We start from the raw sequence: 24,978 nt of genomic DNA, 5'->3' as shown, positions 1-24,978 counted from the left end.
CCGAAAAGGTGCGCTTCACCCCGGTTTAGAACTCGGGTGAGGCGCGCAATTTCGGGGTAACCCCGAAATTGCGCCAAGGATGGTTGCGCTCACATCCGGTGGTCCGGGATGTGGCCCCGGTCACCTGTGCAAACGGTTCCACCGCTAGGGTTCCAGTCATGCGCCGCGCCAAGATCGTCTGCACCCTGGGCCCCGCCACGACCTCCTCGGAGAACCTCCGCGAGCTCGTCCGGTCCGGGATGGACGTCGCCCGCCTCAACCTCAGCCACGGCGACCACGCCGACCACGAGCGCGTCTACCTCGACGTCCGCAAGGCCAGCGACGAGACCGGCCGCGCCGTGGGGGTCCTCGTCGACCTCCAGGGCCCGAAGATCCGCACCGCCCGCTTCGAGAACGGGCCCGTCGAGCTCGTCAAGGGCACGAGCTTCACCATCACCACCCGCGACGTGCCCGGCGACGAGAAGGAGGTCGGCACCACCTACTCGGGCCTCCCCGGCGACGTCACCGCCGGCGACCGCATCCTCATCGACGACGGCAAGCTCGCCCTCGTGGCCACCGAGGTCACCGAGACCGACGTCGTGTGCGACGTCGTCGAGGGCGGCACCCTGTCGAACAACAAGGGCATCAACCTGCCGGGCGTCGCCGTCTCCGTCCCGGCCCTGTCCGAGAAGGACAAGGACGACCTGCGCTGGGCGCTGCGGATGCGCGTCGACATGATCGCCCTGTCGTTCGTGCGCTCCGCCGAGGACATCGTCGACGTCCACGCGATCATGGACGAGGAGGGCATCCGCCTGCCCGTCATCGCCAAGATCGAGAAGCCGCAGGCCGTCGACAACCTCGAGGACATCGTCCGGGCCTTCGACGGCCTCATGGTGGCCCGTGGCGACCTCGGCGTCGAGATGCCGCTCGAGGAGGTCCCGCTCGTCCAGAAGCGCGCCTGCGAGCTCGCCCGCCGCCAGGCGAAGCCGGTCATCGTCGCGACCCAGGTCCTCGAGTCGATGATCGAGAACAGCCGCCCCACCCGCGCCGAGGCCTCCGACGCCGCCAACGCCGTCCTCGACGGCGCCGACGCCCTCATGCTCTCGGGCGAGACGAGCGTCGGGAAGCACCCGTTCGCCGCCGTGCGCACGATGGCCCGGATCATCGAGAACACCGAGGACCACGGGCTGCACCGCATCCCGCCGCTCGGCAGCCGGCCGCACACCAAGGGCGGCGCCGTCACCGCGGCCGCCGCCGAGATCGGTGAGCTCCTCGGCTGCACCTACCTCATCACCTTCACGATGAGCGGCGACTCCTCGCGACGCCTGTCGCGCGTGCGCCCCCGCATCCCCATGCTCGCCTTCACCCCGAGCCAGTGGACCCGCAGCCAGCTCGCCCTCACGTGGGGCGTCGAGACCTTCCTCGTCCAGGACGCCAAGCACACCGACGAGATGGCGATGCAGGTCGACGAGGTCCTCCTCGCGGCCGGGCGGGTCGTCGAGGGCGACCTCGTCGTCATCGTCGCCGGGTCGCCCCCCGGGATTCCCGGCTCGACGAACGCGCTGCGCGTCCACCGCATCGGTGACGCGCGCAACCGGGTGGCCCCCGCCTACAGCGAGCTCGCCACCTGAGCGCCCGCCGGACCGGCCCGGACGCGTCGGTATGCTGACGACGCGCCCCGGCCGGGGTGGTGGAATGGCAGACACGGAGGACTCAAAATCCTCTGCCCGCGAGGGCGTGCGGGTTCAAGTCCCGCTCCCGGCACATGAGTGAGACCACCGCTGCCCAAGCCCCCGGTACCGCCCGTCGCGTCCTCGTCGCCGAGGACGAGGCCATCATCAGGCTCGACCTCGCCGAGATGCTCGGCGAGGCCGGCTACGACGTCGTCGGTCAGGCCGGTGACGGCGAGCAGGCCGTCGCGATGGCCCTCGAGCTCAAGCCCGACATCGTCATCATGGACGTGAAGATGCCGGTGATGGACGGCATCACCGCCGCCGAGCAGATCGGCAAGGAGCGGATCTGCCCGGTCGTCATGCTCACGGCGTTCAGCCAGACCGAGCTCGTCGAGCGCGCCCGCGACGCCGGCGTCATGGCCTACATCGTCAAGCCGTTCACGGCCGGTGACGTCACCCCGGCCATCGACATCGCGCTCTCGCGCTGGTCCGAGGTCAAGGCCCTCGAGGCCGAGGTCGCCGACCTCGGCGAGCGGCTCGAGACGCGCAAGGCCGTCGACCGCGCCAAGGGCGTCCTCATGGCGAAGCTGAAGATCACCGAGGCCGACGCGTTCCGCTGGATCCAGAAGACGGCCATGGACCGCCGGATGGGCATGAAGGAGGTCGCGGACGCGGTCGTCGCGGGGATGGAGAAGGCCTGACCGCTCAGCGCAGCCAGACGACGAGCTGGGTGAGCAGGGGAGCGACGAGCAGGGCGGGCAGCATGTCGCCCACGGGGACCTCGCGGACCCGCAGCAGCCGAAGCGCGATGCCGACGAGCATGAGCCCTCCCGTGGCCGTGAGGGCCGCGATGTGGGCGTCGGGGACGACGGAGCCCAGGACGACGCCCACGAGCGTCAGCAGGCCCTGGACGACGGCCACCGACACCGCTGACATCAGGACGCCCACCCCGAAGCTCGCGGCGAAGGCGAGGGCGGCGAACCCGTCGAGCACCGACTTGAGCGCGAGCTGGTCGATGCCGCGCCCGAGGCCGTCGTTGAGCGAGCCGAGGATGGTCAGCGGACCGACGCAGAAGAGCAGCGACGCGGTGAGCCACCCCTCGATGAAGCGTTCGCGGGCCGCGTGGTCGGTGCCCCCCTCGGCGCGCGAGCGGCGCGACACCCAGCCCTGCACGGTGCCGGCGAGGCCCTCGAGCCGCTCCTCGATGCGCAGCAGGGACCCCGTGACCGAGCCGATGACGAGGGAGCCGAGGACGACGAGGACGGGCGCCCCCGAGCCCACCGCCGCGGCGAGGGAGGCGTCGGTCACGGCGAAGGCCGACAGGCCGGCGACGAGGAGCGTCACGAGGCCGAGGCAGTCGGTGACGACGTCGCGGGTGTGGGCGCGCAGCCGGTGGCCCACGGCCATCCCGAGGCCCGCCCCGACGACGACGGTGAGGACGTTGAGGACGGTGCCCGCACCGGGGAAGAGGCTCGTCACCGTGGCAACCTACCGAAGTGGTTCAACAATCATCCATTCGGGCTTCCGCCCGGGCCCCCGCGGGGCTAGTGTCGGGTGCTTGGGAGTGCTCCCACGCCCCGGGTCCGCGAGGTCCTGACAACGATGACGGAGGATGCCGTGGCCAGGCGGGCGGTGGACGTGTCTGTGGTGGATCCCGATGACCTCCGCGACATCACGGGGCTGTGGCTCGCCGCGCGGATCGACTCCGGCTCGAGCAAGGAGGCGGCGGCCCGCGCCGTCACCGAGGGCCGCCTGACGACGGCGCTGCGCCGGCCGGGCGTGCTGGCCTTCGTCGCCCGCGTCGAGGGCGAGGCCGTCGGCTACGCCATCGCCACCGAGAACCCGTTCGGCCTCAGCCCCGGCGCCGAGCTCGCCATCGAGCAGCTCTGGGTCGGCCCCGACGTGCGCCGCCACGGGGTGGCCAAGTCGCTCATCGGCGCCGTGCTGACCTCGGCGGAGCGGGCCGGCTGCGAGATCGTCGTCTCGAACGTCCCGACGACGAGCCGCGACGCGAACCGCTTCTTCGCCCGGCTCGGCTTCACCTCGACGATCGTGCGCCGGGTCGTCCCCACGAGCACGCTGCGCCGCAAGCTGGCGCCCGAGACGTGCGAGACCGGCAACGAGCTGATGCGTCGCCGCCGGTCGCTGCGCAGCCGCGCCTTCGCGGCCACCCGCACCCTCTAGGGGGACCGGACGAGCGGTCCCCGCTCACGAGCGGTCCCCGCTCAGGAGCGGGCCCGGACGACGCCCAGCCGGGTCGACGGGATGCCCGGGAAGACCGTGCTCGCCGTGATGCCGCACCGCTTCTCGAGGATCTCGCCGAGGACGACCCGGTAGTCGGTCGTCACCTTGAGGTCGCCCGCCTGGAGGTCGGCGGGCGCCAGTCCCGGCCAGGTGCCGTAGACCGAGCCCCCGTTGACGCCGCCGCCGAGGACGAACGAGACGTTCCCCGAGCCGTGGTCGAGGCCGCCGGAGCCGTTCTCGGCCACCCGGCGGCCGAACTCGGACAGCGTGACGAGGGTGACCCGGTCGGCCGCGGTCCCGAGGTCGGTCATGAAGGCGGCGAGGGCCGACCCGACCTCGAGCAGCTGGCGGTACATCCAGCCACCGTCGCTGCGTCCGAGGTCGGCGTGCATGTCCCAGTTGCCGGAGTCGATGGTGACGGCCCGCAGGCCGATGCCCGCCTTGACGAGGCGGGCCGTGTCGCGCAGCGACTCCCCGAGCGAGCCGCTCGGGTACGCCGCGCCAGCGGCGGGGGTGTAGCCCGCGGCGCGGACGGTGGCGGCGGTGCCGAGGGCGTCGAGCGTGGTCCGGGCGGGCGTCGCGAGGGTGTCGACCGCGCCGGCGTGCACGGCACGCAGGGCCGTCGTCCACCGGTTCGTCTCGGTGGCGTCCCAGGTGCCGCTGAGGCTGAAGGAGTCGATGGTGCGCAGCGCCAGGTCCGGCGTCGGGCCGAGGAGGGACCGCGGCGCGATGGTGCCGCCGATCGTCGTCGCGGCGAAGGGGCCCGGCGTCGTCGTCGCGCCGACCATCCGGTCGAGCCAGCCGGTGCGCAGCGACGACCCGGGCGCGGCCCGCTCCATCTCGTCCATGTCGGTGAAGTGCGAACGGGTGGCGTTGGGCTGCCCGAGGGCGTGGACGATGGCGAGCTTCCCGCTCGTGAAGAGGGGCTTGAGCGGGGCGAGCGCCGGGTGGAGGGCGAACCGCGAGGTGATGGCGACGCCGCGCGACTGCGGCACGGCGATGTTGGGGCGCGCGGCGACGTACGCCGGGTCGGCCACGGGGGCGACGGCCGACAGCCCGTCGAAGCCGCCGCGGAAGGACAGCACGACGACGGTGTCGCCGGTGTACCCGGCGTCGGCGAAGGTGAGCCGGGTCGTCGCCTCCGCGGGGGAGGCGAACGCGAACGAGGCGGCGAGCCCACCGAGGCCCGAGGCCCCCGCGAGGACGCCCCGGCGCGAGACGCCCGCGGCGGCCCGGTCGTCGTCCGGGCAGCCGCACGGCTCGGGGGCGACGGCGGCCGCGGGGTCGGGGGTCGGCGTCGTGGGGTCGGAGTCGGTCATCAGGATCCTCAGCGGGTCGCGAACTCGGGAGTGTCGAGCACGAGCGCGACGACGTAGGGCAGGCGCCAGCCGACGGCGGCGTCGGTCGACTTGAGGGGGGAGGCGGCGGTCCTGTCGAGGAAGGCGCAGACCGCGTCGCGCTTCGCGGCGGGGAGCGGCGCCAGGAGCAGGCGGTTCGCGAGGGCGTCGACGTAGCCGCCGTAGGTCGTCGGCAGGGTCGCCGGCAGGAGCGAGCGCAGCGCCGGGTAGGCGACCTTGGGCGCGGCGTCGACGGCGTGCCAGCCCTGGGCCATGTGCCAGTTCCAGCGGGCCAGCGTCGCGCCCGACCCGGACCAGGCGCCCGCGACGTCGGGGTAGCCGTTGGGTGCCGGCCAGCCCATCGGGGCCTGTCCGGCGACCCGCGAGTGCCACAGGAGGTCGCTGAGCCACCCCTTGGTGTTGGTGCCCGGAGCCGCCCCGAGGACGCGGGCCGTCGAGACGATGTCCTCGAGCGGTCGCTTGGTCTTCTGGCCCTTGGCCGCCGCGAACTCGGCGGAGGTGAGCAGCGCCCGCACGACGGGGGCGATCCGGGTGTCGTTGGCGAGGTAGACCTGCGCGAGCCGGTCGACGAGGGCGGCGGGCGGCGCGTCGGCGACGAACCGGATCGCGAGCTTGGTCGCGATCCGGCGGGCCGTCTTCGGGTGGCGCGCGAGGTGGGTGAGGTACTGGACGCCGACCGCCTCGCCGTACGCCGAGGCGTTGGCGTTCGACCAGCCCAGGACCGCGAGGGCGCCGCGGTGGTGGCGGATGTGGCGGTACTGGTACTCGCCGTCCTCGCGGTCGGTCGACATCCCCGTGAGGGCGAGGGCCGACCGCCGGATGTCGGACTCGAGGTAGCCGCCGTCGACGCCGACGGTGTGCAGCTCGAGGACCTCGCGGCCGAAGTTCTCGTTCGGGGCGCGCTTGGTCGAGGAGGCGTTGTCGAGCTGGTTGAGCATCGCCGGGTGCTTGGCCGCGGCGACGAGCATGTCGGCGTAGCGGCCGAGGGCGAACGTGCGGATGACGTCGATGTGGAAGCGGTGGGCGCTGTCCCACGCCTCGCCCCACGGGGCGGTGACGACGAGGTGGTTGGTCCAGAAGTCGACCATCACCTCGAGCAGCTGGCGCTTGGACCAGATGGCGCGGGCGACGTAGGACTCGGTGATGTCGTAGCCGAGGTCCCCGGTGGAGTCCGGGTAGTAGGTGTCGTGGACCTCCCACGTGGCGAGCTTGAGGCGGGGCCACTGCGCGGCGACGAGCGAGTCCGTCATCGTGTCGGCCACGGCCGTGGGGTTGAGCTGGGCGTCGATCCACGCCGTGGTCCCGACGGCCCTGATCTCCGCGACGAGGGCGGGCGTGGCGCCCCACGTCGCGCGGCGGGCGAGGTGGGCCGGGTCCACGGCGGGGGTCGTCGTCGTGGTCGTCGTCGCCGCCGCGGTCCGGCTCGCGATGGGAGCCCGGCCGAACGCGGTGCGGACCGGCTGCGGGGTGCCGACGGCGAGGCGCGGGGTGTACGCGCCGTCGACGGCCGCGGCGCTGGGGGCCGACTCCGGGACGGGCTCGGGGTAGGTGCCGGCGACGACGCGCGGTGGCGTGGGGTCGGGCACGGAGGCGACCGCGGCGGCCTGGGCGGTGCGCGCGGCGACGGACGGATCGGGCGTCACGGCCTGCACGGCGGACGCCAGGATGGCGCTCGTGGCGGACCGGCGGGGGAGTGCGGCAGGGGACACGCGTTCGATGGTCCCCGCAGGTCAGGGGCCCGGCGTCAACCGTTCAGCCAGTCCCGGGTCGGCCCATCGGGCCGGGAGGGGCCGTTCTTGACCATCCCTTGACCCACCCATGGTGAAGCCATGGGGAAACGTTGGCCGGGGCCGGAGAACGAGCCGTTCCGGGCCCCGGTGAGGGCGGACCGCGCCGTCAGGCTCCGGGGGCCGCGTCGCGCACCAGGCAGGTGATCCGCGAGGTGCAGATCCGCCGGCCCTCGTCGTCGGTGACGACGACCTCGTACGACACGAGGGTCCGGCCCACGCTGAGCGGCGTGGCCGTGCCCGTCACGAGTCCGGAGCGCGCGGCCCGGTGGTGGGTGGCGTTGATGTCGAGGCCGACGACGGCCTTGCCCGGGCCGGCGTGCAGGGCGGCGCCGATCGAGCCGAGGGTCTCGGCGAGGACGACCGAGGCGCCCCCGTGGAGCAGGCCGTAGGGCTGGGTGTTGCCCTCGACCGGCATCGTCGCGACGAGCCGCTCGGTGCTGGCCTCGAGCACCTCGATGCCCATCCGGTGCATCAGGGAGTCCGGGTTCATCGCCCGCAGCGCGGCCACCCCGGCCAGGAGGTCCGGGGAGGGCTGCGGGGTGGGGTCCGGGGCGGAGTCGCTGTCGGTCATGGTGGATAGGCTGCCACGCGTGAAGCTCCTCCTCCTCGACGGACACTCGCTCGCCTACCGGGCCTTCTTCGCCCTCCCGGTCGAGAACTTCTCCACCAGCACCGGGCAGCACACCAATGCCGTCTACGGCTTCACCTCGATGCTCATCAACGTCCTGCGCGACGAGGCGCCCACCCACGTGTGCGTCGCCTTCGACGTCTCGCGCCAGACCTTCCGGCTCGAGGAGTACGCCGACTACAAGGCGGGGCGCAACAAGACCCCCACCGAGTTCACCGGTCAGCTCCCCCTCCTGCGCGAGGTCCTCGACGCGCTGCGCATCCGGCACGTCGGGATCGAGGGCTTCGAGGCCGACGACGTCATCGCCACCCTCACCAAGGAGGCGGTCACCGAGGGGGCCGAGGTCGTCATCTGCACCGGCGACCGCGACGCGTTCCAGCTCGTCTCCGACCAGGTCAGCCTGATCTACCCCGTGCGGGGCGTCTCCGAGGTCTGGCGGATGGACCCGGCCGCCGTCGAGGAGAAGTACCTCGTCCCGCCGAACCGCTACAGCGACCTCGCGGCCCTCGTCGGCGAGTCCAGCGACAACCTGCCGGGCGTGCCCGGCGTCGGGCCGAAGACGGCTGCGAAGTGGATCACCCAGTACGGCGACCTCACCGGCGTCGTCGCGCACGCCGACGAGATCAAGGGCAAGGCCGGCGAGAACCTGCGCGAGCACCTCGACGGGGTGCTGCGCAACCGCCGCCTCAACCGCCTCGTCGACGACGTCGAGTTGCCGCTGCGCGTCGCCGACCTCGAGCGGCACTCCTGGGACCGCGAGGAGGTCCACCGCGTCTTCGACGGCCTCGAGTTCCGCGTCCTGCGCGACCGGCTGTTCCAGACCTTCGACGTCGAGTCCGACGAGGTCGAGGGCGGCTTCGAGCTCGACGGTGAGGTCTTCACCGCCGACGACCTCGCCGTGCGCTTCGGCGACGGCGCGGTCGGGCGCACCGTCCCGCACGGCGTCGTCGTCGCCGGCCACTACCGCGGCGGTTCCGGCGACGCCACCGCCGTCACGCTCGCGGGCGAGGACGGCGCCACCGGCCACCTCGACCTCACGGCCCTGACGCCCGAGCAGGACGCCGTCCTCGGCTCCTGGCTCGCCGACCCCGCCGCCCCCAAGGTCCTGCACGACGCCAAGGAGCAGCTCCAGGCCCTCGCCACCCGGGGGCTCGAGGTCCGTGGCGTCACCAGCGACACGGCGCTGGCGGCCTACCTCGTGCGTCCCGACCAGCGCTCCTACGACCTCGAGGACCTCGTCGTGCGGCACCTGGGCCGCGAGCTCAAGGCCGAGGCCGAGCAGACCGATCAGGGCATGCTCGACTTCGCCACCGACGACGACACCGCCGAGCGCGACGCGATGGTGCGGGCGCGCGCCGTCCTCGAGCTGTCGGCCGTCCTCGCCGAGAAGCTCGAGGAGACGGGCGGCTCCGGCCTGCTCGCCGACCTCGAGCTCCCGCTCGTCGACATCCTCGCGACGATGGAGCGCACCGGCATCGCCGTCGACGAGGACGCGCTCACCGCGCTCGAGGCCGACTTCGGGGCCAAGATGCGCCAGGCGCAGGACGACGCCTGGGACGCCATCGACCGACGCGACGTCAACCTCGGCAGCCCGAAGCAGCTGCAGGAGGTCCTCTTCGACCAGCTCGGCATGCCCAAGACCAAGCGGACGAAGACGGGCTACACCACCGACGCCGACGCCCTCGCCGACCTCTTCGTCAAGACCGAGCACCCCTTCCTCGAGGCCCTGCTGCGACACCGCGACACCTCGCGCCTGCGGGTCACCGTCGAGGGGCTCATCAAGTCGGTCGCCCCGGACCGGCGGATCCACACGACGTACATCCAGACGATCGCGGCCACCGGGCGGCTGTCGTCCACCGACCCCAACCTTCAGAACGTCCCCATCCGCACCGAGGAGGGCCGGCGCATCCGCGAGGTCTTCGTCGTCGGCGAGGGCTACGAGTCGCTGATGTCGGCCGACTACAGCCAGATCGAGATGCGGATCATGGCGCACCTGTCCGGCGACGAGGGCCTCATCGAGGCGTTCCGCACCGGCGAGGACCTCCACCGCTTCGTCGGCGCCCGGGTGTTCGGCGTCGCCCCCGAGGACGTCACCGCCGAGATGCGCAGCAAGGTCAAGGCGATGAGCTACGGCCTCGCGTACGGCCTGTCGGCGTTCGGGCTGTCCAAGCAGCTGACGATCGGCACCGGCGAGGCGCAGGGTCTCATGGACGAGTACTTCGCCCGCTTCGGCGGGGTCCGCGACTACCTGCGCGAGGTCGTGGCCGAGGCCCGCGCCACCGGGTACACCGCGACGATGCTCGGCCGGCGCCGCTACCTCCCCGACCTCATGAGCGACAACCGCCAGCGCCGCGAGGGCGCCGAGCGGATGGCGCTCAACGCGCCGATCCAGGGCTCCGCCGCCGACATCATCAAGCTGGCCATGAAGGGCGTCGACGCCGCCCTGCGGGCCGACGACCTCCGGTCGCGGATGCTCCTCCAGGTCCACGACGAGCTCGTCCTCGAGGTCGCCCCCGGGGAGCGCGAGGCGGTCGAGGCGCTCGTCCGCCGCGAGATGGGCGCGGCCCTCGACCTCGGCGAGGTCCCCCTCGACGTCAGCGTGGGCGTGGGTCGCTCCTGGCACGACGCCGCCCACTGACCGTCGACCCGCGCCCCTCGACCTCCGCGGCCCGGGCCGGGCCCGTCGTCAGCGGACGGCCGGCTGCTCCGGCGACGAGGTGTCCTCGGCGATGGCCGGCTCGACGACGGGCGGCACCGGCGTCTCCGCCTCGCGCGGGGTCACGACGAGCAGGTGGACGGCGAGGACGACGAGGAGTGCGGCGTCGACCCCGAGCTTGATGACGAGCAGCTCGCGGGCGGAGTCGGCGAGCGGGGAGAGCGCGGCCGTGACGGCGAGGGCGACCCACAGGGAGACGACGGCGCGCGGGTGGCGCTGCGCGAGGGCGCTGTAGACGAGCAGCTGCACCATCGCCAGGACCGTGCCGAGGGCGGCGAACAGCGGCAGTGACGACTCGACCGGCTCGTAGGCCGCGCCGCCGACGAACGCCAGGGCCAGCCCCGAGAGCAGGGCCACCGCCAGCGCGGCGACGACCCCGAGCCCGAGGATCGCGCCGAGCCCGAGCAGGTGGGTGCGCCGCCCTCCCCGGGACCGCGCCATCGCCGGGAACAGCACGATGACGACGAACTGCGGGAGGAAGAGCATCGCCTTGGTGAGGACGAGGCCGGCCGCGTAGTGCCCGGCCGGCACGGCCTCGAGCAGCCCGCGCGCGAGGAGGACGTCGATGTTCGAGACGGCGAAGAACGCGAGGAGCGCGTGGGCGCTGTGGACGACCTCGCGGGCGATCCCGCCGCGCTCCCACGTCCGCCAGGACTCCGCCGGCTCGGCTCCCACCGGCGGGCGGGTCCGAGTGCGCGCGGGGTGGCGCAGCACGAGCCCGGCGACGACCACCGGCACGGCCGCACCGACGGCGACGCCGACGAGGGCGGCGGCGGCCGACCGGTCGACGAGGAGGGCGAGGCCACCCGCCGCGAGTCGCGCGATGCCCATCGCGGCGTAGACCGCGGCGAGGTGCAGCCACCGCTGCTCGCCCTGGAGGATCCCGGCCTGGCCGCCCATCAGGGTGAGGAAGCCCGCCGCCACCGCCATCGCGACGGCGCCGGTGGGGGAGTCGAGCCGGAGCCCTGACGTCACGAGCGGGGTCGCGAGGAGCGTCACGGCCGTGACGCCGAGGGCGCACACGGCGGTGGCGCGCAGGATGGTGCGCTCGATCCGGTGGCGGTCTCCAGGGGTCGTCGAGACCCGGCGCGCGCCGGTGGCCTGGAGGGCCAGCGAGACGACGTTGACGACGATGAGGGCGCCGAGGACCGACGAGAACTGGCCGAACTGGTCGGGCCCGAGGACTCGGGCGCTGGCGAGCGTCAGCCCGTACGTCGTGACGTTCATGACGGCGATCGCCCCGGCGACGACGGCCCCGCCGACGACACCGGACCCCGCGCCCGTCCGGTCCGTCCTGCCCACCGGCGAAAGTTACCACCTGGTAGGGAGGTGGCGTGGACGCTCGGGTCAGTACGGGTCGTACGGGTCGTCGTGGCCCAGGGCGCGGGCGACCCCCCTCAGCCGCAGGCGCAGCAGCACCTTGATCCCGACGTTGCGCAGCCACCACGGCAGCTCGCGCAGCAGGCGGGCGCGGTCGGCCGCGGAGGGTCGCCCGACGACGAACGAGGCGAGCGATCCCGTCCGGCCGGTGTACCGCAGCCGGCGGCGGGGGAGGACGAGGAGGAGGAGGCCGAGGGTGACGCCGACGGACGAGAACGCGTCGTGGACCAGGACCGCACCGCCGGGCCGTACGTGGTCGACCCACCGGAGGTCGTCGCCCAGTGAGCGCACGTCGTGCTTGCCGTCGACGTAGAGGACGTCGACGGATCCGTCGCGCCACGCCAGGCGGGCCACGCGGCTCGGGACGGGCCGGAGGTCGACCCGGTCGGCCACGCCGAGCCGTCGCACCGTCTCCTCGAAGGCGCCTCGGACGGACGGGCCCGCGAAGAGCCGGGCCGTGACGAAGGGGTCGACCGCGGTCACCCGCACGTCCGCCCGGGCCGACGCGAGGACCACCGTCGAGCGGCCGTGGTGGCTGCCCACCTCGACGACGACCGGGTCGGCCGGCGCCGAGGCGACCGCGTCCCACAGGTCCTGCGCCTGGTCGCGGGTCAGCCAGCCGGGCACGGTGTCGACGCGCGGCCACAGCTCGCCGAGCGTCAGCGGAGAGGGCGTGGGGCGGGGGTCGGCCTCCACGGTGGCTGACCTCCTCCGGTCTAGGGTGTGCTCGACCGCGCCAGCATAGGGAGATCAGCGTCGTGACCGACGACCGGGAGGTGCGTCCCCAGCGGCGCGTCGACGTCCTCCTCGACCTCTGGGTGCTCGTCCCCGTCGCCGTCCTCTGCTGGCCGCTGCTGACCCGTGGGGGCCACCTCTTCTCGCGCGACCTCGTGGTCACGCCGCGGCTGCCGTTGCGGCCGGAGGCGCTCGGGCTCGGGACCGGGTCCCCGCGGGCGGCCCCCCTCGACGCCGTCGTCGGCGTCCTCGGCCTCGCCGTCGACGGGGCGGTGCTCGGCAGGGTCGCGGTCGTCCTCGTGCTCGCGGCCGCCGGGTGGGCCGCGCACCGGCTCGTGCGCCCGCTCGGGGTCCCGGCCCGCGCCCTCGCGGGGGCCCTGGCCGTGTGGAACCCCTTCGTCGTCGAACGCCTCGGGCTCGGCCAGTGGGCCCTGCTCGCCGGGTACGCCGCGCTCTACGGGGTCGTCGCCGCCCTCCGCCCGGTGACCCCGGGCGGGCAGGGGTCGCTCGACCGGCCGCGGCGAGGGCGCACGGCACGGCTCGCACCGTGGCTCGCGCTGGGGGCGCTCACCCCCACGGGCGCCGTCCTCGTCGGCGTCTCCACCGTGGTCCTCGGGGTGCGCTCGCGCCGTGACACCGGACTGCTCGCGCTCGCGGCCGCGGTGCAGCTGCCGTGGCTGCTCCCCGCGCTGCTCGGTGGTGCCGGTGCGGTGTCCGACCCGGCAGCGGTGACCGCCTTCGCCGCCCGCCCCGAGCGGACCGGGCCGGCGGTGCTCTCGCTGGTCGGGCTCGGGGGCATCTGGGACGGTCAGAGCGTCCCGGGCAGCCGGACGGGATGGCTCGGCCACCTCACGACCGTGCTCGTCGTGCTCGTCCTCCTCGTCGCCGCGCGGCGTGGGCTCGGGCCGTCGGTTCCCGGGCGGGCCGTCTGGGCGTGGGGACTCGGCGCCCTCGTCGTGGCCGCCCTCACGTCGATCGGCCCGGTCGGCGTCGTCGTCGCCGACCTCACCGAGGTCGTCCCGGGGCTCGGCCTGCTGCGCGACGGCCAGAAGTGGCTGGCGCCGTTCGTCGTCCTCACCGTGGTCGCCGCCGCGCTCGCCGCGCAGCTGGGTCTCGCGGCCGTCCGCCGCCGGCTGCCCGTCCTCGCCCCGACCGCGCTCGCTCTCGCCGTCCTCGCACCGTTCGTGCTCCTCCCGGACGCTGCGGTCGTCGTGCACCGGGTGCTGACCCCGGTGACCTACCCGGCCGAGCTGGCGGCAGCCGCTCGGGTGGTGGTGGCCGACCCGCGGCCCGTGGTGTCGCTGCCGTGGCGGCTCTACCGCGAGTACGGCTGGGCGGGGCCGTACGCGACCTACGACCCTGCCTCGCGATGGCTCGACGCCCGCGTCGTCGCCTCCGACGACCTCGTCCTCGGCGACCGCGTCGTGCGTGGGGAGGACCCGCTCGCGTCGGCCGTCGGTGACGTCGTGGCACGGCCGGGGACCGCGACGGCGGGCGAGCTCGCCTCGCGGGGCGTGCGGTGGGTGCTCGTCGCCGTCGACGACCCCGCCGCCCCGCCGCTCCTCGACGCCCTCGGCGCCACACCGGGTGTCGAGCGCCCCGTCGCGGGGTCGGCCTACGTCCTGTTCGGCCTCCCGGGCCCCTCGCCCGACGGCGCCGCGGCGGCCCGCGTGAGCACGGCGACGGTGTGGTTCGTGGCCGTGGTCGACCTCACGGTGGCGCTCGGACTCGCCGTCGTGTCGCTGGCCCCAAGGCGCGGCAGGTCGGTCCGCCGCTCTGTTACTGTGGCGTAGCCCAATCGAGGAAGGACGTCATGATCAGCAACATCGTCGCCCCGGCGGTCGCCGGGGTCGTGATCGCCACGGTGGCGCTCTTCGGTCTCGTCTCGTCCCAGACCGCTGCGCCCGACAAGAACCCTGCCAGCCAGGAGATCATCGTCTACGGCGACCGCTGAGGTCTCCTCCCGCGGGATCGCCCGCACCCGCCCGTCGCACGACGTCCAGGAACGTCGCGGCCGTGGCCTCCCAGTCCAGGGTCAGGGCGTTCTCGCGCGCCCGCGCCGAGGCCCGGTCGAGGTCGACCCGCCCGGTGAGGACGTCGTCGACGGCGTCGACGAGCCCGTCGAGGTCGTCGGCGAGCCAGCCCGTGACCCCGTCGGTCACCGACTCGGTGAGCCCACCGCTCGAGCGGTAGCCGATGGTCGGGGTCCCCTGGGCGGCTGCCTCGGTGACCGCGATGCCCCAGCCCTCCGTCACCGACGGCAGGACCATGACCCAGGCGCGGGCGAGGAGCCGGTCCCGGGCCTCGTCGTCGACGTGGCCGTGGAAGGTGACGAGGTCCCCGACCCCCAGCTCGGCCGTGCGTGCCTGGAGGCGGTCGCGCCACCACCCGTCACCGACGACGTCCACGCGCAGGTCCGGGTGCCGGTGGCGCAGGCGGGCGGCCGCCTCGAGGACGTGCTCGACCTGCTTGTGCGGGACGAGGCGGCTGAGGACGACGACGTGCGGCTCGACGGCGCGCCCCTCCTCGGAGCGGGCCCGGGCCGTGAGCCCGTTGCGCACGACGGTCACCGCGGCGGGACGCACCCTGACCCGGGACAGGTCGTCACGAGTGGCGCTCGAGACGGTGACGAAGGGGACGCGCCGGTACAGCACCGGCACGAGCCGTGACTCGACGAGCCAGCCGGCCCGACCACGCCAGTCGGGGTAGATGAGGCGCCACTGCTGGCGGTGCACGTGGTGGACGAGGGCCACCGTGGCGCGAGGACGGGCCAGCGGCGTCCCGAACGGGATGCCGTTGACGACGTCGACGACGACGTCGAGCCGGCCCCGGTGGCGGGCGACCCAGGCGAGGGCCCGCGGGTAGACGGACAGCCGACCACCGGCCCGCACGTGCCTGACGCCCTCGAGCACCTCGTGCGCCGGCAGGCCGGGAGGGCGCGCGGTGACGAGTGTGACGTCGTGCCCGTCGCGGGCCCAGCGCGTCGTGACCTCGTGGACGTAGACCTCGGACCCGCCGGCCTCGGGATGGTCGAGGTCCCGCCAGGCGAGGACCGCGATCCGCAGCGGGCGTCCGGCAGCGGTGGAGCCGGTCATCGCGACGGACCCGGTGCGGCGGCGCCCACCGGAGCGCCGGCGTCGCGGGTCAGCTCGTCGCACAGCGCAGGTCGCCGTCCCTCCCGGGGGGTGACGGTGGCCCCGAGGGCGCGTGCCCGGGCGGCCGCTCCGGCGTCGACCACCACCTGGCCCGGGCGGGTGTTCCAGTCGAGGTCGCGCCGCGTGTAGGGGACGTTGGCGACGAAGCCACCCGGGGTGGTCGTCACCGTCGCGAGCTGGGTCTCGGGCCGCGGGGCGATGCCGAGCCGGAAGGTCGTCGTGGGGTAGACCCCGAACCACGGCCCCTCGACGCTCGCGTACTGGTCACGCACGACGATCCGGACGTGGTGGTCGGACCGCACCTCGAGCTCGACGTCGCGGACCGTCGTCGCGAGGATGCTCGCCAGCCGCACGGTCCCCGGCTCGATCTCGCGGTCCAGTCCCACCTCGAGCACGGTGGGGCGCTCGGCGACGAGGACCCAGGGCTCGTACCGGTCACCGGTGGCGAGGTAGAGGGCCGCGCAGCCGGGTGTCGCGGCGAGGGTGTCGGGCGGGCTCGGGCGCCCGGGGATCCCGTCGACCACCGTGAGGAGACGTGACTGCGCGGAGCCCGGGCCACCCGAGAACGTGCGCTGCCACTCGAGCTGGCGGACGAGGTGGTCGCCCCCGGCGGTGACGGCGCTCGTCGTGAGCCCGGTGAGGGTGTGGACGCCGACCGAGTAGGCCGTGAGGACCGCGACGGCCGACACGAGCACGCCCCCACCCACGCGCCCGAACCGCCGGAGCGACGGCCCGACGACCCCGAAGGTCACGGCCGACCCCACGACGAGGAAGGGCACGAACTCGCTCGTGTAGCGGTTGGCGATGTACCCGTACATGAGGACGCCCGCCCCCACGGCCGCCGCGCCGGCGAGCGGCGGCACGAGGATGTCGCGCCGCCTCCGGGTCAGGGCCAGCGGGACGGCCGCGACCGCGAGGGCGAGGAGCAGGGGCGTGGTCGCCGTGACGCTCGCCGTCCGGTAGGTCTGGTCGAACACGGCGTCGTCCCGCACCGGCGGCGGCTCCGCGGGCATCGACACCCACGGGTAGTACGGGGTGAACCGGATGCCGTCGAGGGCGAAGTACGTCGGGACCGTCGTCGAGAGGAACTGGGGCCCGGTGATGGTGCCCCCGTTGGCGGTCAGCGCCGCGCGCCGCTGCTCGTTGACCGTCGTCCACACCTGGTCCTGCAGCGGGAAGAGGTACGGGTGGTCGAACTTCGCGAGGTTGAGCGTCACCGAGGCGAGGACGGGGACGACGGCCGCGACGAGGAGCACGATCACCTGCGGCGTCGGCCGCCGGCGGCGGGTGGCCAGCCACTGCCAGGCCGCGGCGAGGCCGATGGCCCCGCACACCGCGAAGCCGCCGGTCGTGCGGGTGAGCGCCGCCGCCGCCGCGAAGGCGAGCAGCCAGCCCAGTGCCGGACGCGACGGCGCGTCGAGGACCCGCACCAGCCAGTAGAGCGCCCCGACGACCGTCGCGACCGCCCACACGTAGACCTCGTGGTAGACCCACGGCAGCGACGCGTCGAAGGTGAGGACCGTGCCTCCCGTCATCGCGACGAGGAGGACGGCGGCGACGACGGCCTCGAGGCGACCCACCGGGCTGTCGCGCCCGTGCACCACCGCGCGCACGAGCCACAGCAGGCGGGTGGCCATGACCGCGAGGACGAGCCACGCGACGGCCATCGAGAGCACGGTGAGGCGGCCGTCGAACTCGCGCGTCACGAGCATCACCGGGATGCGGACGAGCGCGGGGAACGGCGGGAAGTACATGAAGGTGCGGTCGCCGACGACGAAGCCCTCGATGCCGAGGCTCCCCTCGGGGACGTCGAGCCGGCCCTGGAGGAGGGCGTCGGCCTGGAGGTCGAAGAAGTTCGAGGCGTAGCGCAGCTCGATGGCCGTGCGAGCCGGAGCCCAGCGCAGGTCGAGCAGGACCGCGAAGAACGCCAGCGCACCGCCCAGGCAGCCCGCGACCGAGGCGACCCGCACGCGCCGGACGCTCGTGGGGGCAGCCGTCACGCCGGGGCGAGCCGGTAGAGGAGCTGGTAGCCGAAGAGCGTGGGCCAGGCGCGGGCCGCACCCCGCTCGGCCCGGCTGGCGACGCGGACGACGTCGGCCACCCGGCCGCCGGGTCCGCCGCGCTCGAGGACGTCGACGGGCACGCCGACGACGTCGCGCTCCACGACCCGCATCCCGCACGAGCGCACGAGTCGCTCGAAGCTGCGCCGGGTGAAGAACCGGACGTGCCCCTGGTCGAGGGGACCGCGGGTGTCGTAGTCGAAGAGGCCCAGGGTGGTCCGCCCGCGCGGGTACCAGTGGCCGAAGTTCGGGATCGAGACGAGCACCTCGCCGTCCGGGGTGAGGCGGGTCGCGAGGTCGGTGAGGAGGGCGGCGGGGTCGATGACGTGCTCGAGGACGTCGCCGGCGACGATCCGGTCGTAGCCGGTCCCGACCTCGGGGGGCAGGCCGGCGTTGAGGTCGGCCTCGACGAAGGAGTCGAGCCGCTCGCCGACGTGGTCGTGCTTGACGAGGTCGACGCCGTGGACCCGGTGGCCCTGGGCGCGCACGAGCGCGCCGAAGCGGCCGTCGGAACAGCCGACGTCGAGGACCTCTCCGGGACGCGCGGCCCGCAGCCACTCGAGGAGCCGGCCGTGGCTGGAGTGCGCCGAGGGCTTGAGCTCGTACGCGCTGGGGTCGACGGCCGTGCTGCCGTGCCCGAAGCCCATCCGGGCGGCGCGGTAGCGGATGACGTCCTTGGCGACGTCGCGGGCGTACCCCATGCCGTTGACGTAGCAGATCTCGTCGCCGTAGTACGTCGGGATCGGGACCTCGACGATGCGCTTCTCGGCGGCGATGAGGCCGAGGATGATCTCGGTGTCGAAGTCGAAGTCGTCGGTGTAGGAGTCGAGGTCCAGGTCGCGCAGCGCCTCGACCCGGTAGGCCCGGTAGCCGCTGTGCCACTCGCTGAGCCGGGCGCCCGTCATCGCGTTCTGGAAGGTCGACAGGATCCGGTTGCCGACGAACTTGTAGAGCGGCATGCCGCCCTTGAGAGCCCCGCCGCGCACCATCATCCGCGAGCCGAACACCGCGTCGGCGCGGCCGTCGAGGATCGGGGCGACGACCTCCTCGATGACCTCCGGCGCGTACTGGCCGTCGCCGTGGAGGAGGACGACGACGTCGAGGCCGTGGCTCATCGCCCAGGCGTAGCCGGCCTTCTGGTTGCCGCCGTACCCGAGGTTCTTCTCGTGCCGCACGACGGTCAGCGGCAGGTCGGTCGTCGTCCGGTACGCGAGGCCGACCGCGTACGTGTCGTCCTGGCTCGCGTCGTCGGAGAGGAGCACGTGGTCGACCGTGGCCCGGAACGACCGGGGGAGCCGGTCGAGGGTCTTCACGAGCGTCGTCGCGGCGTTGTAGGCGACGACGAGGACGCCCACGCGCGGGGACGAGATGACGTCGCTCGGCTCGACGTTCATGGTGCGGTCCTCTCGGCGGCGGTGCCGACCAGGTGGTGGAGACGGAAACGTCTGGAGTGTAGGTGACTCACCGGTAACCCGCAGACGCGTCGTGTCATAGTAGGCGCCATGTCGGGCACCCTCGTCGACCTCCACCGCCTGCGCGCCGAGCTCCCGGAGCGGTCCGCCGCGTACGCCGAGGCCGACCCCTTCCCCCACACGGTGGTCGACGGCGTGCTGACGCCGGAGGCCTTCGCCGCGGCCGTCGCGCAGTTCCCGCCGGTCGGCGACCCGTTCTGGCGCGGCTACCTCCACGTCAACGAGACGAAGTACAGCAACACGTCGCCGGACACCTGGGGCGCCACGCTCTCGGCCGTGGCGAAGGAGCTGTGCGGCCCCGAGTTCGTCGCCTACCTCGAGCAGCTGACGGGCATCGACGGGCTCATCCCGGACTGGTCGATGGACGGCGGCGGCCTGCACCAGACGCTGCGCGGGGGCCACCTCAACATCCACGCCGACTTCTCGACCCACCACGTCCACGAGACGTGGGCCCGGCGGGTCAACATCCTGCTGTACCTCAACGAGGAGTGGCCCGCCGAGTGGGGCGGCCAGCTCGAGCTGTGGGATCGCGACATGACCGCGTGCGCGGCCAAGGTCACCCCCGCCGGCAACCGGATGCTCGTCTTCACGACCTCGCTCGACAGCTTCCACGGCCACCCCGACCCGTTGACCTGCCCCGAGGGCCAGGCCCGTCGGTCCCTCGCCCTCTACTACTTCACCCAGGAGGCCGAGCCCGTCCGCCGCTCGACCAACTACCGGGCCCGTCCGGGCGACGGCGCGAAGCGGGTGGCCATCTGGGCCGACCGCAACGCCCTCGACCTCTACGACCGGCTCAAGCGACGGTTCGGCATCTCCGACACCGCGGTGCAGTCCCTGCTGGCCCGCGCCAGCCGGCTGCGGCGCCGGGGCTGACCGCAGGGCGTCCCCGCCCGCGGGCCGGCGTCAGCCGGTGACGACGGGGTCACGCTCGGGCGTGCGCTCCGACCGCGAGGACAGGCGTCGCAGCAGCCGCTCCGTGACGCGGGCGACCGGACGCTCGACCCACCGGGTCGTCACGACGACGGCGACGCTGATGACGCTCGCCGACAGGGCGACCTTGGCGACGTCGGGCCACGAGCCGCCGTGCCGGGCGACCATGAAGAACACGGGGTAGTGCCAGACGTACACCGCGAGCGACGCGCGCCCGAGGGCGACGAGCGGGCGCCACGACGTGGCCCGGACCCACCGCGGGTGGTCCAGCAGCCCCGGGGTCGCGGCGACGAAGGCGGCGACGCACAGGTTGACGCCGACCCCGCCCCAGCCCATGTAGGACATGGAGTTGCCGAGGGTGAGGACGAGGGCGAGGAGGCCGAGGAGCGACCACCCGGCGATCGTCGTCGCGTGTGCCCGGGCCCGGACCAGCCACGGCCAGGCGAGGGCGACGAGCGCGCCCCAGAGCATGCCGTCCATCCGCGTCGTCGTCCGCAGGAGCGAGAGGTAGGCGCCCTCGGAGCCGCCGACGTGGCCGCGCCAGACGCTGCAGGCGAGGAGCAGGCCGGCGACGACGAGCGTGAGGACGGTCCGGCGGTGTCGCAGGGAGCGCACGAGCACGACGAGGACGACGGTCACCTGGACGTAGACGGCGGTGTACCAGAGGTGACCGAGGTCGGGTCGGGCGATCGGGGAGCTCGTCTGCAGGTACCAGTTCCACGTGTACGAGGCGACCGCCGCGACCGTGCCCATGGTCTGGCCGAACGTCAGGAGCTCCTTGGGGTCGACGAGCGCGACGAGCACGACGACGGCCAGCAGCACGTAGACCTGCGCGCTGACCCGGACGAGGCGCGACAGCACGGCCGCGACCGGTCGCGCCGCCTCGATCCGGCCGACGCGTCCCGCGTCGTCCTCGCGCACCCCCGTGCCGACGAGCGAGCGGGTGAGGAGGAAGCCGGCGACGACGAGGAAGACCGACACCGCGAGGTTGCCGCTCTGGATGACGTTGAGGAGGGGAGGCACGCCCTCGAGCGCGGTCGTGGACCACAGGGCCCACCCGTGCGAGAGGAGGACGAGGAGCATCGCGATGCCGCGCAGCCAGTCCAGGGCCGCCGACCGGACCCGTGGCTGCTCGGGGCTCGCGGTCTCCATGGGCGAGGACTGTAGCCGAGGAGCGCGTCCACACCGGCGCCGTCGAGGGTCGCAACGGGTTCCCTCCGGACCCTCGACAACGGTCCGGTCACGGGCGCGCGCCACACCGTTACGAGGTGGTTACTGACGAGTTTCCTCACTGCTACAGTTCGGCAGCACTTCAAGCCAACGGAGGGTTCCTGTGCGCGGTGTCGTGACCAAGCTGCTCGTCTTTCTCGGCGCGTTCCTCGTCGTCGTCGCCGGCCTGGCGGCGTTCTACGCCCCGGGGCAGGTGAAGAAGACCCCCCTCGACGTCGACTCGGTCACCCGCCTCAGCGGTGATGCCCAGCTGTTCGACGGCACGGCGCTCCAGCCGACCCCCGTCCGGGCGACGAGCGTCACCCACGCCGACTCCGAGCTGAGCACCGACGACGTCGTGCTCTTCCAGTCCTCGAGCTGCCTCGTCAAGGACCCCGACGGCAACGCCCCCGACTGCGTGTCCGCCGACGACCCCGAGAAGCGCCTCGTCTCGGCCGGCACCTCGGTGTTCGCCACCGACCGCCGCACCGGCCTGTCGGTCTCCGACTTCGAGAACCTCCCGGCCGACGCCGAGCCGCGGGAGGGCCTGGTCAACAAGTTCCCCTTCGACGTCGAGCAGAAGACCTACCCGATCTGGGACGGCCTCACCGGGACGGCGGTCGACGCGACCTTCCAGGGCACCGAGGAGATCGACGGCCTCGAGACCTACAAGTTCCTCGTCTCGATCACCGACGCCGACATCGAGATCACCTCGGGCGTCCTCGGCAAGTACTCCTCCGAGAAGACGATGTGGATCGACCCGGTCACCGGCTCGATCATCGACCAGACCGAGCAGCAGACCCGCACCCAGGCCGACAACGGCCAGACCCTGCTCGACCTCGACTTCGGCTTCACCGACGAGACGGTCGCCGCCAACGTCCAGTCGGCCAAGGACAACGGTTCGAGGCTCTCCCTGCTGACCTCGACGGTGCCGCTCGTCGGTGGTGTCCTCGGGGTCGTCGCCCTCGTCGGCGGCATCCTCCTCGGGCTCGGCCGCAACCGCGGCGGTCGTGACGACGCCCCGAACTCCTCGGTCGGGGAGCTCACCGGCTCCCGCCGTCGCTGACCGCACGGCGTCCCACCCCATCGCGAAGGCCCCTCCCGACACCGTCGTCGGGAGGGGCCTTCGCGCGGTCCGCGGAGCAGTCCGCGGCGCCGGTCCTCAGGCCGTGGACGGCGCCGGGGAGCGCGGGCCGTCGGCGTTCGAGCCGTCGCTGTCCGAGCCCCTCCCGGTGTCGTCGGCGTCCTCGACGGTGAGCGGCTGGGCGATGCTCTCGAGCGACTGGCCCTCGGCGTGGACCCCCAGGAAGGCGGCGACCAGGCCCGCCGCGACCATGAGGGCGGCACCGAGGAAGTAGCCGAGCGCGAGACCGGTGATGTCCTTGGACTCGCTCGCGTCCTCGATGAGCTTGCCGAACAGCAGGGGTCCGCTGATGCCGCCCGCCGCCGTGCCGATGGCGTAGAAGAACGCGATGCACAGGGCCCGCGTCTCGAGCGGGAACACCTCGCTCGCCGTGAGGTAGGCGGCACTGGCCCCGGCCGAGGCGAAGAAGAAGATCGCCACGCCGAACATCGTCAGCGTCACCGCGGAGAGCGAGCCGAGCGAGAACCCGGCGATCGCGAGCAGCACGCCCGACAGGACGTAGGTGCCCGTGATCATCCGGACCCGGCCCACCGTGTCGAACAGCGGGCTGAGCAGCAGGGCGCCGAGGAAGTTGCTCACGGCGAAGACCGCGAGGAACCACCCGGTCTGCTTGACGTCGAAGAACGTCGTCAGCGAGTCGCCGTAGGTGAAGAAGAACGCGTTGTAGAGGAAGGCCTGCCCGACGAACAGCGAGAAGCACAGGATCGTGCGCTTCGGGTAGAGCGTGACGACGGTGCGGGCGATCTCCGCGATCCCGATGGTGCGGCGCTGCCGGATGGTGATCGAGTCGTCCTCGACGTCGGGCAGCGAACCAGAGCTCTCCTTCGCCACGGTGTCCTCGATGGAGCGCACGATCCGCTCGCCCTCGTCCTCCTGGCCGTGGATGAAGAGCCAGCGGGGGCTCTCGGGGACGTGCCGGCGGACGATGAGGATGCCGATGGCGAGGATGCCACCGAGGCCGAAGGCGAGCCGCCAGCCGATGCCCGGGTCGAGGAGCTGCGGGTCCAGGAGCGGGATGGTGAGCAGCGAGCCGAGCGCGGCGCCGACCCAGAACGACCCGTTGATCGCGACGTCGACGCGTCCGCGGTACTTCTTGGGGATCAGCTCGTCGATGGCCGAGTTGATGGCCGCGTACTCGCCTCCGATGCCCGCGCCGGTGAAGAACCGGGCGATGAAGTACCACAGCGGGTTCGGGGCGAACGCCGTCGCGACCGTGGCGACCGTGTAGACGCCCAGCGTGACGAGGAAGAGCTTCTTGCGCCCGAACCTGTCGGTCAGCTGCCCGAAGAACAGGGCGCCGAGGCAGGCGCCGGCGACGTAGACCGCCCCCGCCAGCCCGATGTCCGAGCTGGTGAGGCCGAGGCCGGTGTCGTCGGGCTTGAGGGCCTCCGACATCGAGCCGACGATCGTCACCTCGAGACCGTCGAGGATCCAGACCGTCCCCAGCCCGATGACGACGAGCCAGTGCCAGCGCGACCAGGGCAACCGGTCCATGCGCGCGGGGATGTCGGTGGTGATGCGTCCGGTCTCGACGTCCGACGCCATCGTCGGCCTCCTCGGGGAGCAGGGGCGGGCCGACGGGCGTCGACACCGCCGGTCAACCTATTCCTGCAGGTCGGGCCCGTGGGGGGAGTCGTGCGGGCGACTTCGCGACCGGTCGCGGAGCCGTCAGGCGGGTCGGTCGCACACGAGGATGGCCGTCCCCGGGAGCAGGGCACCGCGCAGGGGTGACCACCCGCCCCACGTGGTCTCGTTGCGCTCGGGCCACTGCGGTTCGACGAGGTCGACGAGGACCAGGCCCGCGGCGTGGACCTGGCGGACGAGGTCGCCGATCGTGCGGTGGTGCTCGGCGTACGTGACGACGCCGGCCTCGCTCTCGACGTACGGCGTGCGGTCGAAGTACGACGTCTGCGCGGTCAGCCCCCGCTGGCCCGGGTCGTCGAGGAAGGCCCAGCGCACGGGGTGCGACGTCGAGAACACGAACCGCCCGCCGGGGCGCAGCACCCGGGCGGCCTCGGCGAGCACCGCCCCGCTGTCGGCCACGAAGGGGATGACGCCGTACGCCGTGAAGACCCGGTCGAGGCTGCCGTCGGCGAAGGGCAGCACGGTCCCGTCGACCTGGAGGAGGGGGAGGGGAGCGGCGGGGGAGCCGGCGTCGATGGCGCGGCCGCGGCGCAGCATCCCCATCGAGAGGTCGCTCGCGACGACCCGCACGTCGCGGTGGCGTGCGAGCCAGCGGGAGCACTGGGCGGCGCCGGCGCCGATCTCGAGCACCGTCATCCCGTCGCGGACCTCGAGGAGGTCCAGCTCGTCCTCGGTCCAGCCCTCGGGGCCCCAGACGAAGGAGGAGTCACCGAGGAAGCCGCCGTGCTCGGCGTAGTAGTCCTCGGCCTCGCCGTCCCACCACGAGCGGTTGGCGGCCCGGGTCTCGGCGTCGCCGACGGGTCGGCGGGCGGCCTCGCTCATCGGCCCGCCCGGGCGACGGGCACCGCGGGAGCACCCCTT

The 24,978-nt window shown here is 73.5% G+C and carries 20 protein-coding genes and 1 tRNA gene; 9 read left to right on the top strand and 12 right to left on the bottom strand.

Going from position 1 to position 24,978, the window contains the following annotated elements:
- Positions 1 to 158: 158 nt before the first annotated feature.
- The 3 genes from pyk to ACFWN3_RS01795 all read left to right on the top strand — a co-directional run bounded on the left by pyk (position 159) and on the right by ACFWN3_RS01795 (position 2,353).
- The gene (pyk, locus tag ACFWN3_RS01805; RefSeq protein ID WP_377642841.1) at positions 159 to 1,610 is read left to right on the top strand and encodes a pyruvate kinase; all 1,452 of its coding nucleotides are present in this window, start codon (positions 159 to 161) and stop codon (positions 1,608 to 1,610) included.
- A 50-nt stretch (positions 1,611 to 1,660) separates the two neighbouring features.
- A tRNA-Leu gene (locus ACFWN3_RS01800) sits at positions 1,661 to 1,743 on the top strand.
- A 1-nt stretch (position 1,744) separates the two neighbouring features.
- The gene (locus ACFWN3_RS01795; RefSeq protein ID WP_377642839.1) at positions 1,745 to 2,353 is read left to right on the top strand and encodes an ANTAR domain-containing response regulator; all 609 of its coding nucleotides are present in this window, start codon (positions 1,745 to 1,747) and stop codon (positions 2,351 to 2,353) included.
- A 4-nt stretch (positions 2,354 to 2,357) separates the two neighbouring features.
- Here ACFWN3_RS01795 and ACFWN3_RS01790 read toward each other — a convergent pair whose 3' ends face one another.
- Positions 2,358 to 3,131, bottom strand: coding sequence for a DUF554 domain-containing protein (locus ACFWN3_RS01790; RefSeq protein WP_377642836.1), 774 nt, complete (start codon positions 3,129 to 3,131; stop codon positions 2,358 to 2,360).
- Positions 3,132 to 3,299: 168 nt separating this feature from the next.
- Here ACFWN3_RS01790 and ACFWN3_RS01785 point away from each other — a divergent pair, with 168 nt between their 5' ends.
- On the top strand, positions 3,300 to 3,836 hold the full coding sequence (locus tag ACFWN3_RS01785) for a GNAT family N-acetyltransferase (RefSeq protein ID WP_377642833.1): 537 nt from the start codon (positions 3,300 to 3,302) through the stop codon (positions 3,834 to 3,836).
- A 41-nt stretch (positions 3,837 to 3,877) separates the two neighbouring features.
- On the opposite strand, the gene ACFWN3_RS01780 is transcribed toward ACFWN3_RS01785, so the two are convergent.
- From ACFWN3_RS01780 to ACFWN3_RS01770, 3 genes are all read right to left on the bottom strand, one after another.
- Complete coding sequence (locus ACFWN3_RS01780; protein WP_377642830.1) at positions 3,878 to 5,215, bottom strand: DUF1501 domain-containing protein; 1,338 nt, start codon at positions 5,213 to 5,215, stop codon at positions 3,878 to 3,880.
- A gap of 8 nt (positions 5,216 to 5,223) precedes the next feature.
- Positions 5,224 to 6,963 carry a DUF1800 domain-containing protein gene (locus ACFWN3_RS01775; RefSeq protein WP_377642829.1) on the bottom strand — a complete coding sequence of 580 codons (1,740 nt, stop codon included), beginning with the start codon at positions 6,961 to 6,963 and terminating at the stop codon, positions 5,224 to 5,226.
- Positions 6,964 to 7,150: 187 nt separating this feature from the next.
- Positions 7,151 to 7,615 carry a hotdog fold thioesterase gene (locus ACFWN3_RS01770; protein WP_377642827.1) on the bottom strand — a complete coding sequence of 155 codons (465 nt, stop codon included), beginning with the start codon at positions 7,613 to 7,615 and terminating at the stop codon, positions 7,151 to 7,153.
- Here ACFWN3_RS01770 and polA point away from each other — a divergent pair.
- Positions 7,614 to 10,310 carry a DNA polymerase I gene (gene polA / locus ACFWN3_RS01765; RefSeq protein ID WP_377642825.1) on the top strand — a complete coding sequence of 899 codons (2,697 nt, stop codon included), beginning with the start codon at positions 7,614 to 7,616 and terminating at the stop codon, positions 10,308 to 10,310. The two genes, ACFWN3_RS01770 and polA, sit on opposite strands and share 2 nt — an antisense overlap.
- Positions 10,311 to 10,358: 48 nt before the next feature.
- Here polA and ACFWN3_RS01760 read toward each other — a convergent pair whose 3' ends face one another.
- Both ACFWN3_RS01760 and ACFWN3_RS01755 read right to left on the bottom strand, forming a co-directional pair.
- The gene (locus ACFWN3_RS01760) at positions 10,359 to 11,690 is read right to left on the bottom strand and encodes a lipopolysaccharide biosynthesis protein (protein ID WP_377642823.1); all 1,332 of its coding nucleotides are present in this window, start codon (positions 11,688 to 11,690) and stop codon (positions 10,359 to 10,361) included.
- A 45-nt stretch (positions 11,691 to 11,735) separates the two neighbouring features.
- Positions 11,736 to 12,464 carry a class I SAM-dependent methyltransferase gene (locus ACFWN3_RS01755; RefSeq protein WP_377642821.1) on the bottom strand — a complete coding sequence of 243 codons (729 nt, stop codon included), beginning with the start codon at positions 12,462 to 12,464 and terminating at the stop codon, positions 11,736 to 11,738.
- 62 nt (positions 12,465 to 12,526) lie between these two features.
- Here ACFWN3_RS01755 and ACFWN3_RS01750 point away from each other — a divergent pair, with 62 nt between their 5' ends.
- Both ACFWN3_RS01750 and ACFWN3_RS01745 read left to right on the top strand, forming a co-directional pair.
- On the top strand, positions 12,527 to 14,296 hold the full coding sequence (locus tag ACFWN3_RS01750) for a hypothetical protein (protein ID WP_377642820.1): 1,770 nt from the start codon (positions 12,527 to 12,529) through the stop codon (positions 14,294 to 14,296).
- A 20-nt stretch (positions 14,297 to 14,316) separates the two neighbouring features.
- Positions 14,317 to 14,457, top strand: a complete 141-nt coding sequence (locus ACFWN3_RS01745; protein ID WP_377642818.1) for a DUF2613 family protein — start codon at positions 14,317 to 14,319, stop codon at positions 14,455 to 14,457.
- Here ACFWN3_RS01745 and ACFWN3_RS01740 read toward each other — a convergent pair.
- From ACFWN3_RS01740 to ACFWN3_RS01730, 3 genes are read right to left on the bottom strand one after another with little or no spacing between them, the layout of a single operon-like run.
- Positions 14,435 to 15,598, bottom strand: coding sequence for a glycosyltransferase family 4 protein (locus ACFWN3_RS01740; protein WP_377642816.1), 1,164 nt, complete (start codon positions 15,596 to 15,598; stop codon positions 14,435 to 14,437). The genes ACFWN3_RS01745 and ACFWN3_RS01740 overlap by 23 nt on opposite strands.
- Positions 15,595 to 17,628, bottom strand: a complete 2,034-nt coding sequence (locus ACFWN3_RS01735) for a hypothetical protein (protein ID WP_377642814.1) — start codon at positions 17,626 to 17,628, stop codon at positions 15,595 to 15,597. The genes ACFWN3_RS01740 and ACFWN3_RS01735 overlap by 4 nt, the downstream gene beginning before the upstream one ends.
- Before the next feature lie 26 nt (positions 17,629 to 17,654).
- Positions 17,655 to 19,112: a bifunctional glycosyltransferase/class I SAM-dependent methyltransferase gene (locus ACFWN3_RS01730; RefSeq protein WP_377642813.1), complete on the bottom strand. Its 1,458-nt coding sequence runs from the start codon at positions 19,110 to 19,112 to the stop codon at positions 17,655 to 17,657.
- A 108-nt stretch (positions 19,113 to 19,220) separates the two neighbouring features.
- Between ACFWN3_RS01730 and ACFWN3_RS01725 the strand changes: the two genes are divergently transcribed.
- Complete coding sequence (locus ACFWN3_RS01725) at positions 19,221 to 20,063, top strand: 2OG-Fe(II) oxygenase (protein WP_377642811.1); 843 nt, start codon at positions 19,221 to 19,223, stop codon at positions 20,061 to 20,063.
- A gap of 30 nt (positions 20,064 to 20,093) precedes the next feature.
- Here ACFWN3_RS01725 and ACFWN3_RS01720 read toward each other — a convergent pair whose 3' ends face one another.
- Positions 20,094 to 21,272, bottom strand: a complete 1,179-nt coding sequence (locus tag ACFWN3_RS01720) for an acyltransferase family protein (protein ID WP_377642809.1) — start codon at positions 21,270 to 21,272, stop codon at positions 20,094 to 20,096.
- A 181-nt stretch (positions 21,273 to 21,453) separates the two neighbouring features.
- Between ACFWN3_RS01720 and ACFWN3_RS01715 the strand changes: the two genes are divergently transcribed.
- Positions 21,454 to 22,395, top strand: a complete 942-nt coding sequence (locus ACFWN3_RS01715) for a DUF3068 domain-containing protein (protein ID WP_377642808.1) — start codon at positions 21,454 to 21,456, stop codon at positions 22,393 to 22,395.
- Between the two features lie 96 nt (positions 22,396 to 22,491).
- Here the strand turns inward: ACFWN3_RS01715 and ACFWN3_RS01710 are convergent, their stop codons facing one another.
- Together ACFWN3_RS01710 and ACFWN3_RS01705 are read right to left on the bottom strand one after the other, a co-directional pair.
- The gene (locus tag ACFWN3_RS01710) at positions 22,492 to 24,018 is read right to left on the bottom strand and encodes an MFS transporter (RefSeq protein ID WP_377642806.1); all 1,527 of its coding nucleotides are present in this window, start codon (positions 24,016 to 24,018) and stop codon (positions 22,492 to 22,494) included.
- Positions 24,019 to 24,141: 123 nt separating this feature from the next.
- Entirely contained in the window at positions 24,142 to 24,939 is a 798-nt protein-coding gene (locus tag ACFWN3_RS01705; RefSeq protein ID WP_377642805.1) for a class I SAM-dependent methyltransferase, read from the bottom strand.
- Positions 24,940 to 24,978 lie beyond the last annotated feature (39 nt).

This window comes from Oryzobacter terrae (assembly GCF_042756445.1).
GTDB lineage: Bacteria > Actinomycetota > Actinomycetes > Actinomycetales > Dermatophilaceae > Oryzobacter > Oryzobacter terrae.
Note: the sequence above shows the minus strand (reverse complement) of the source record. Positions and strands in the feature narration are given on the sequence as shown.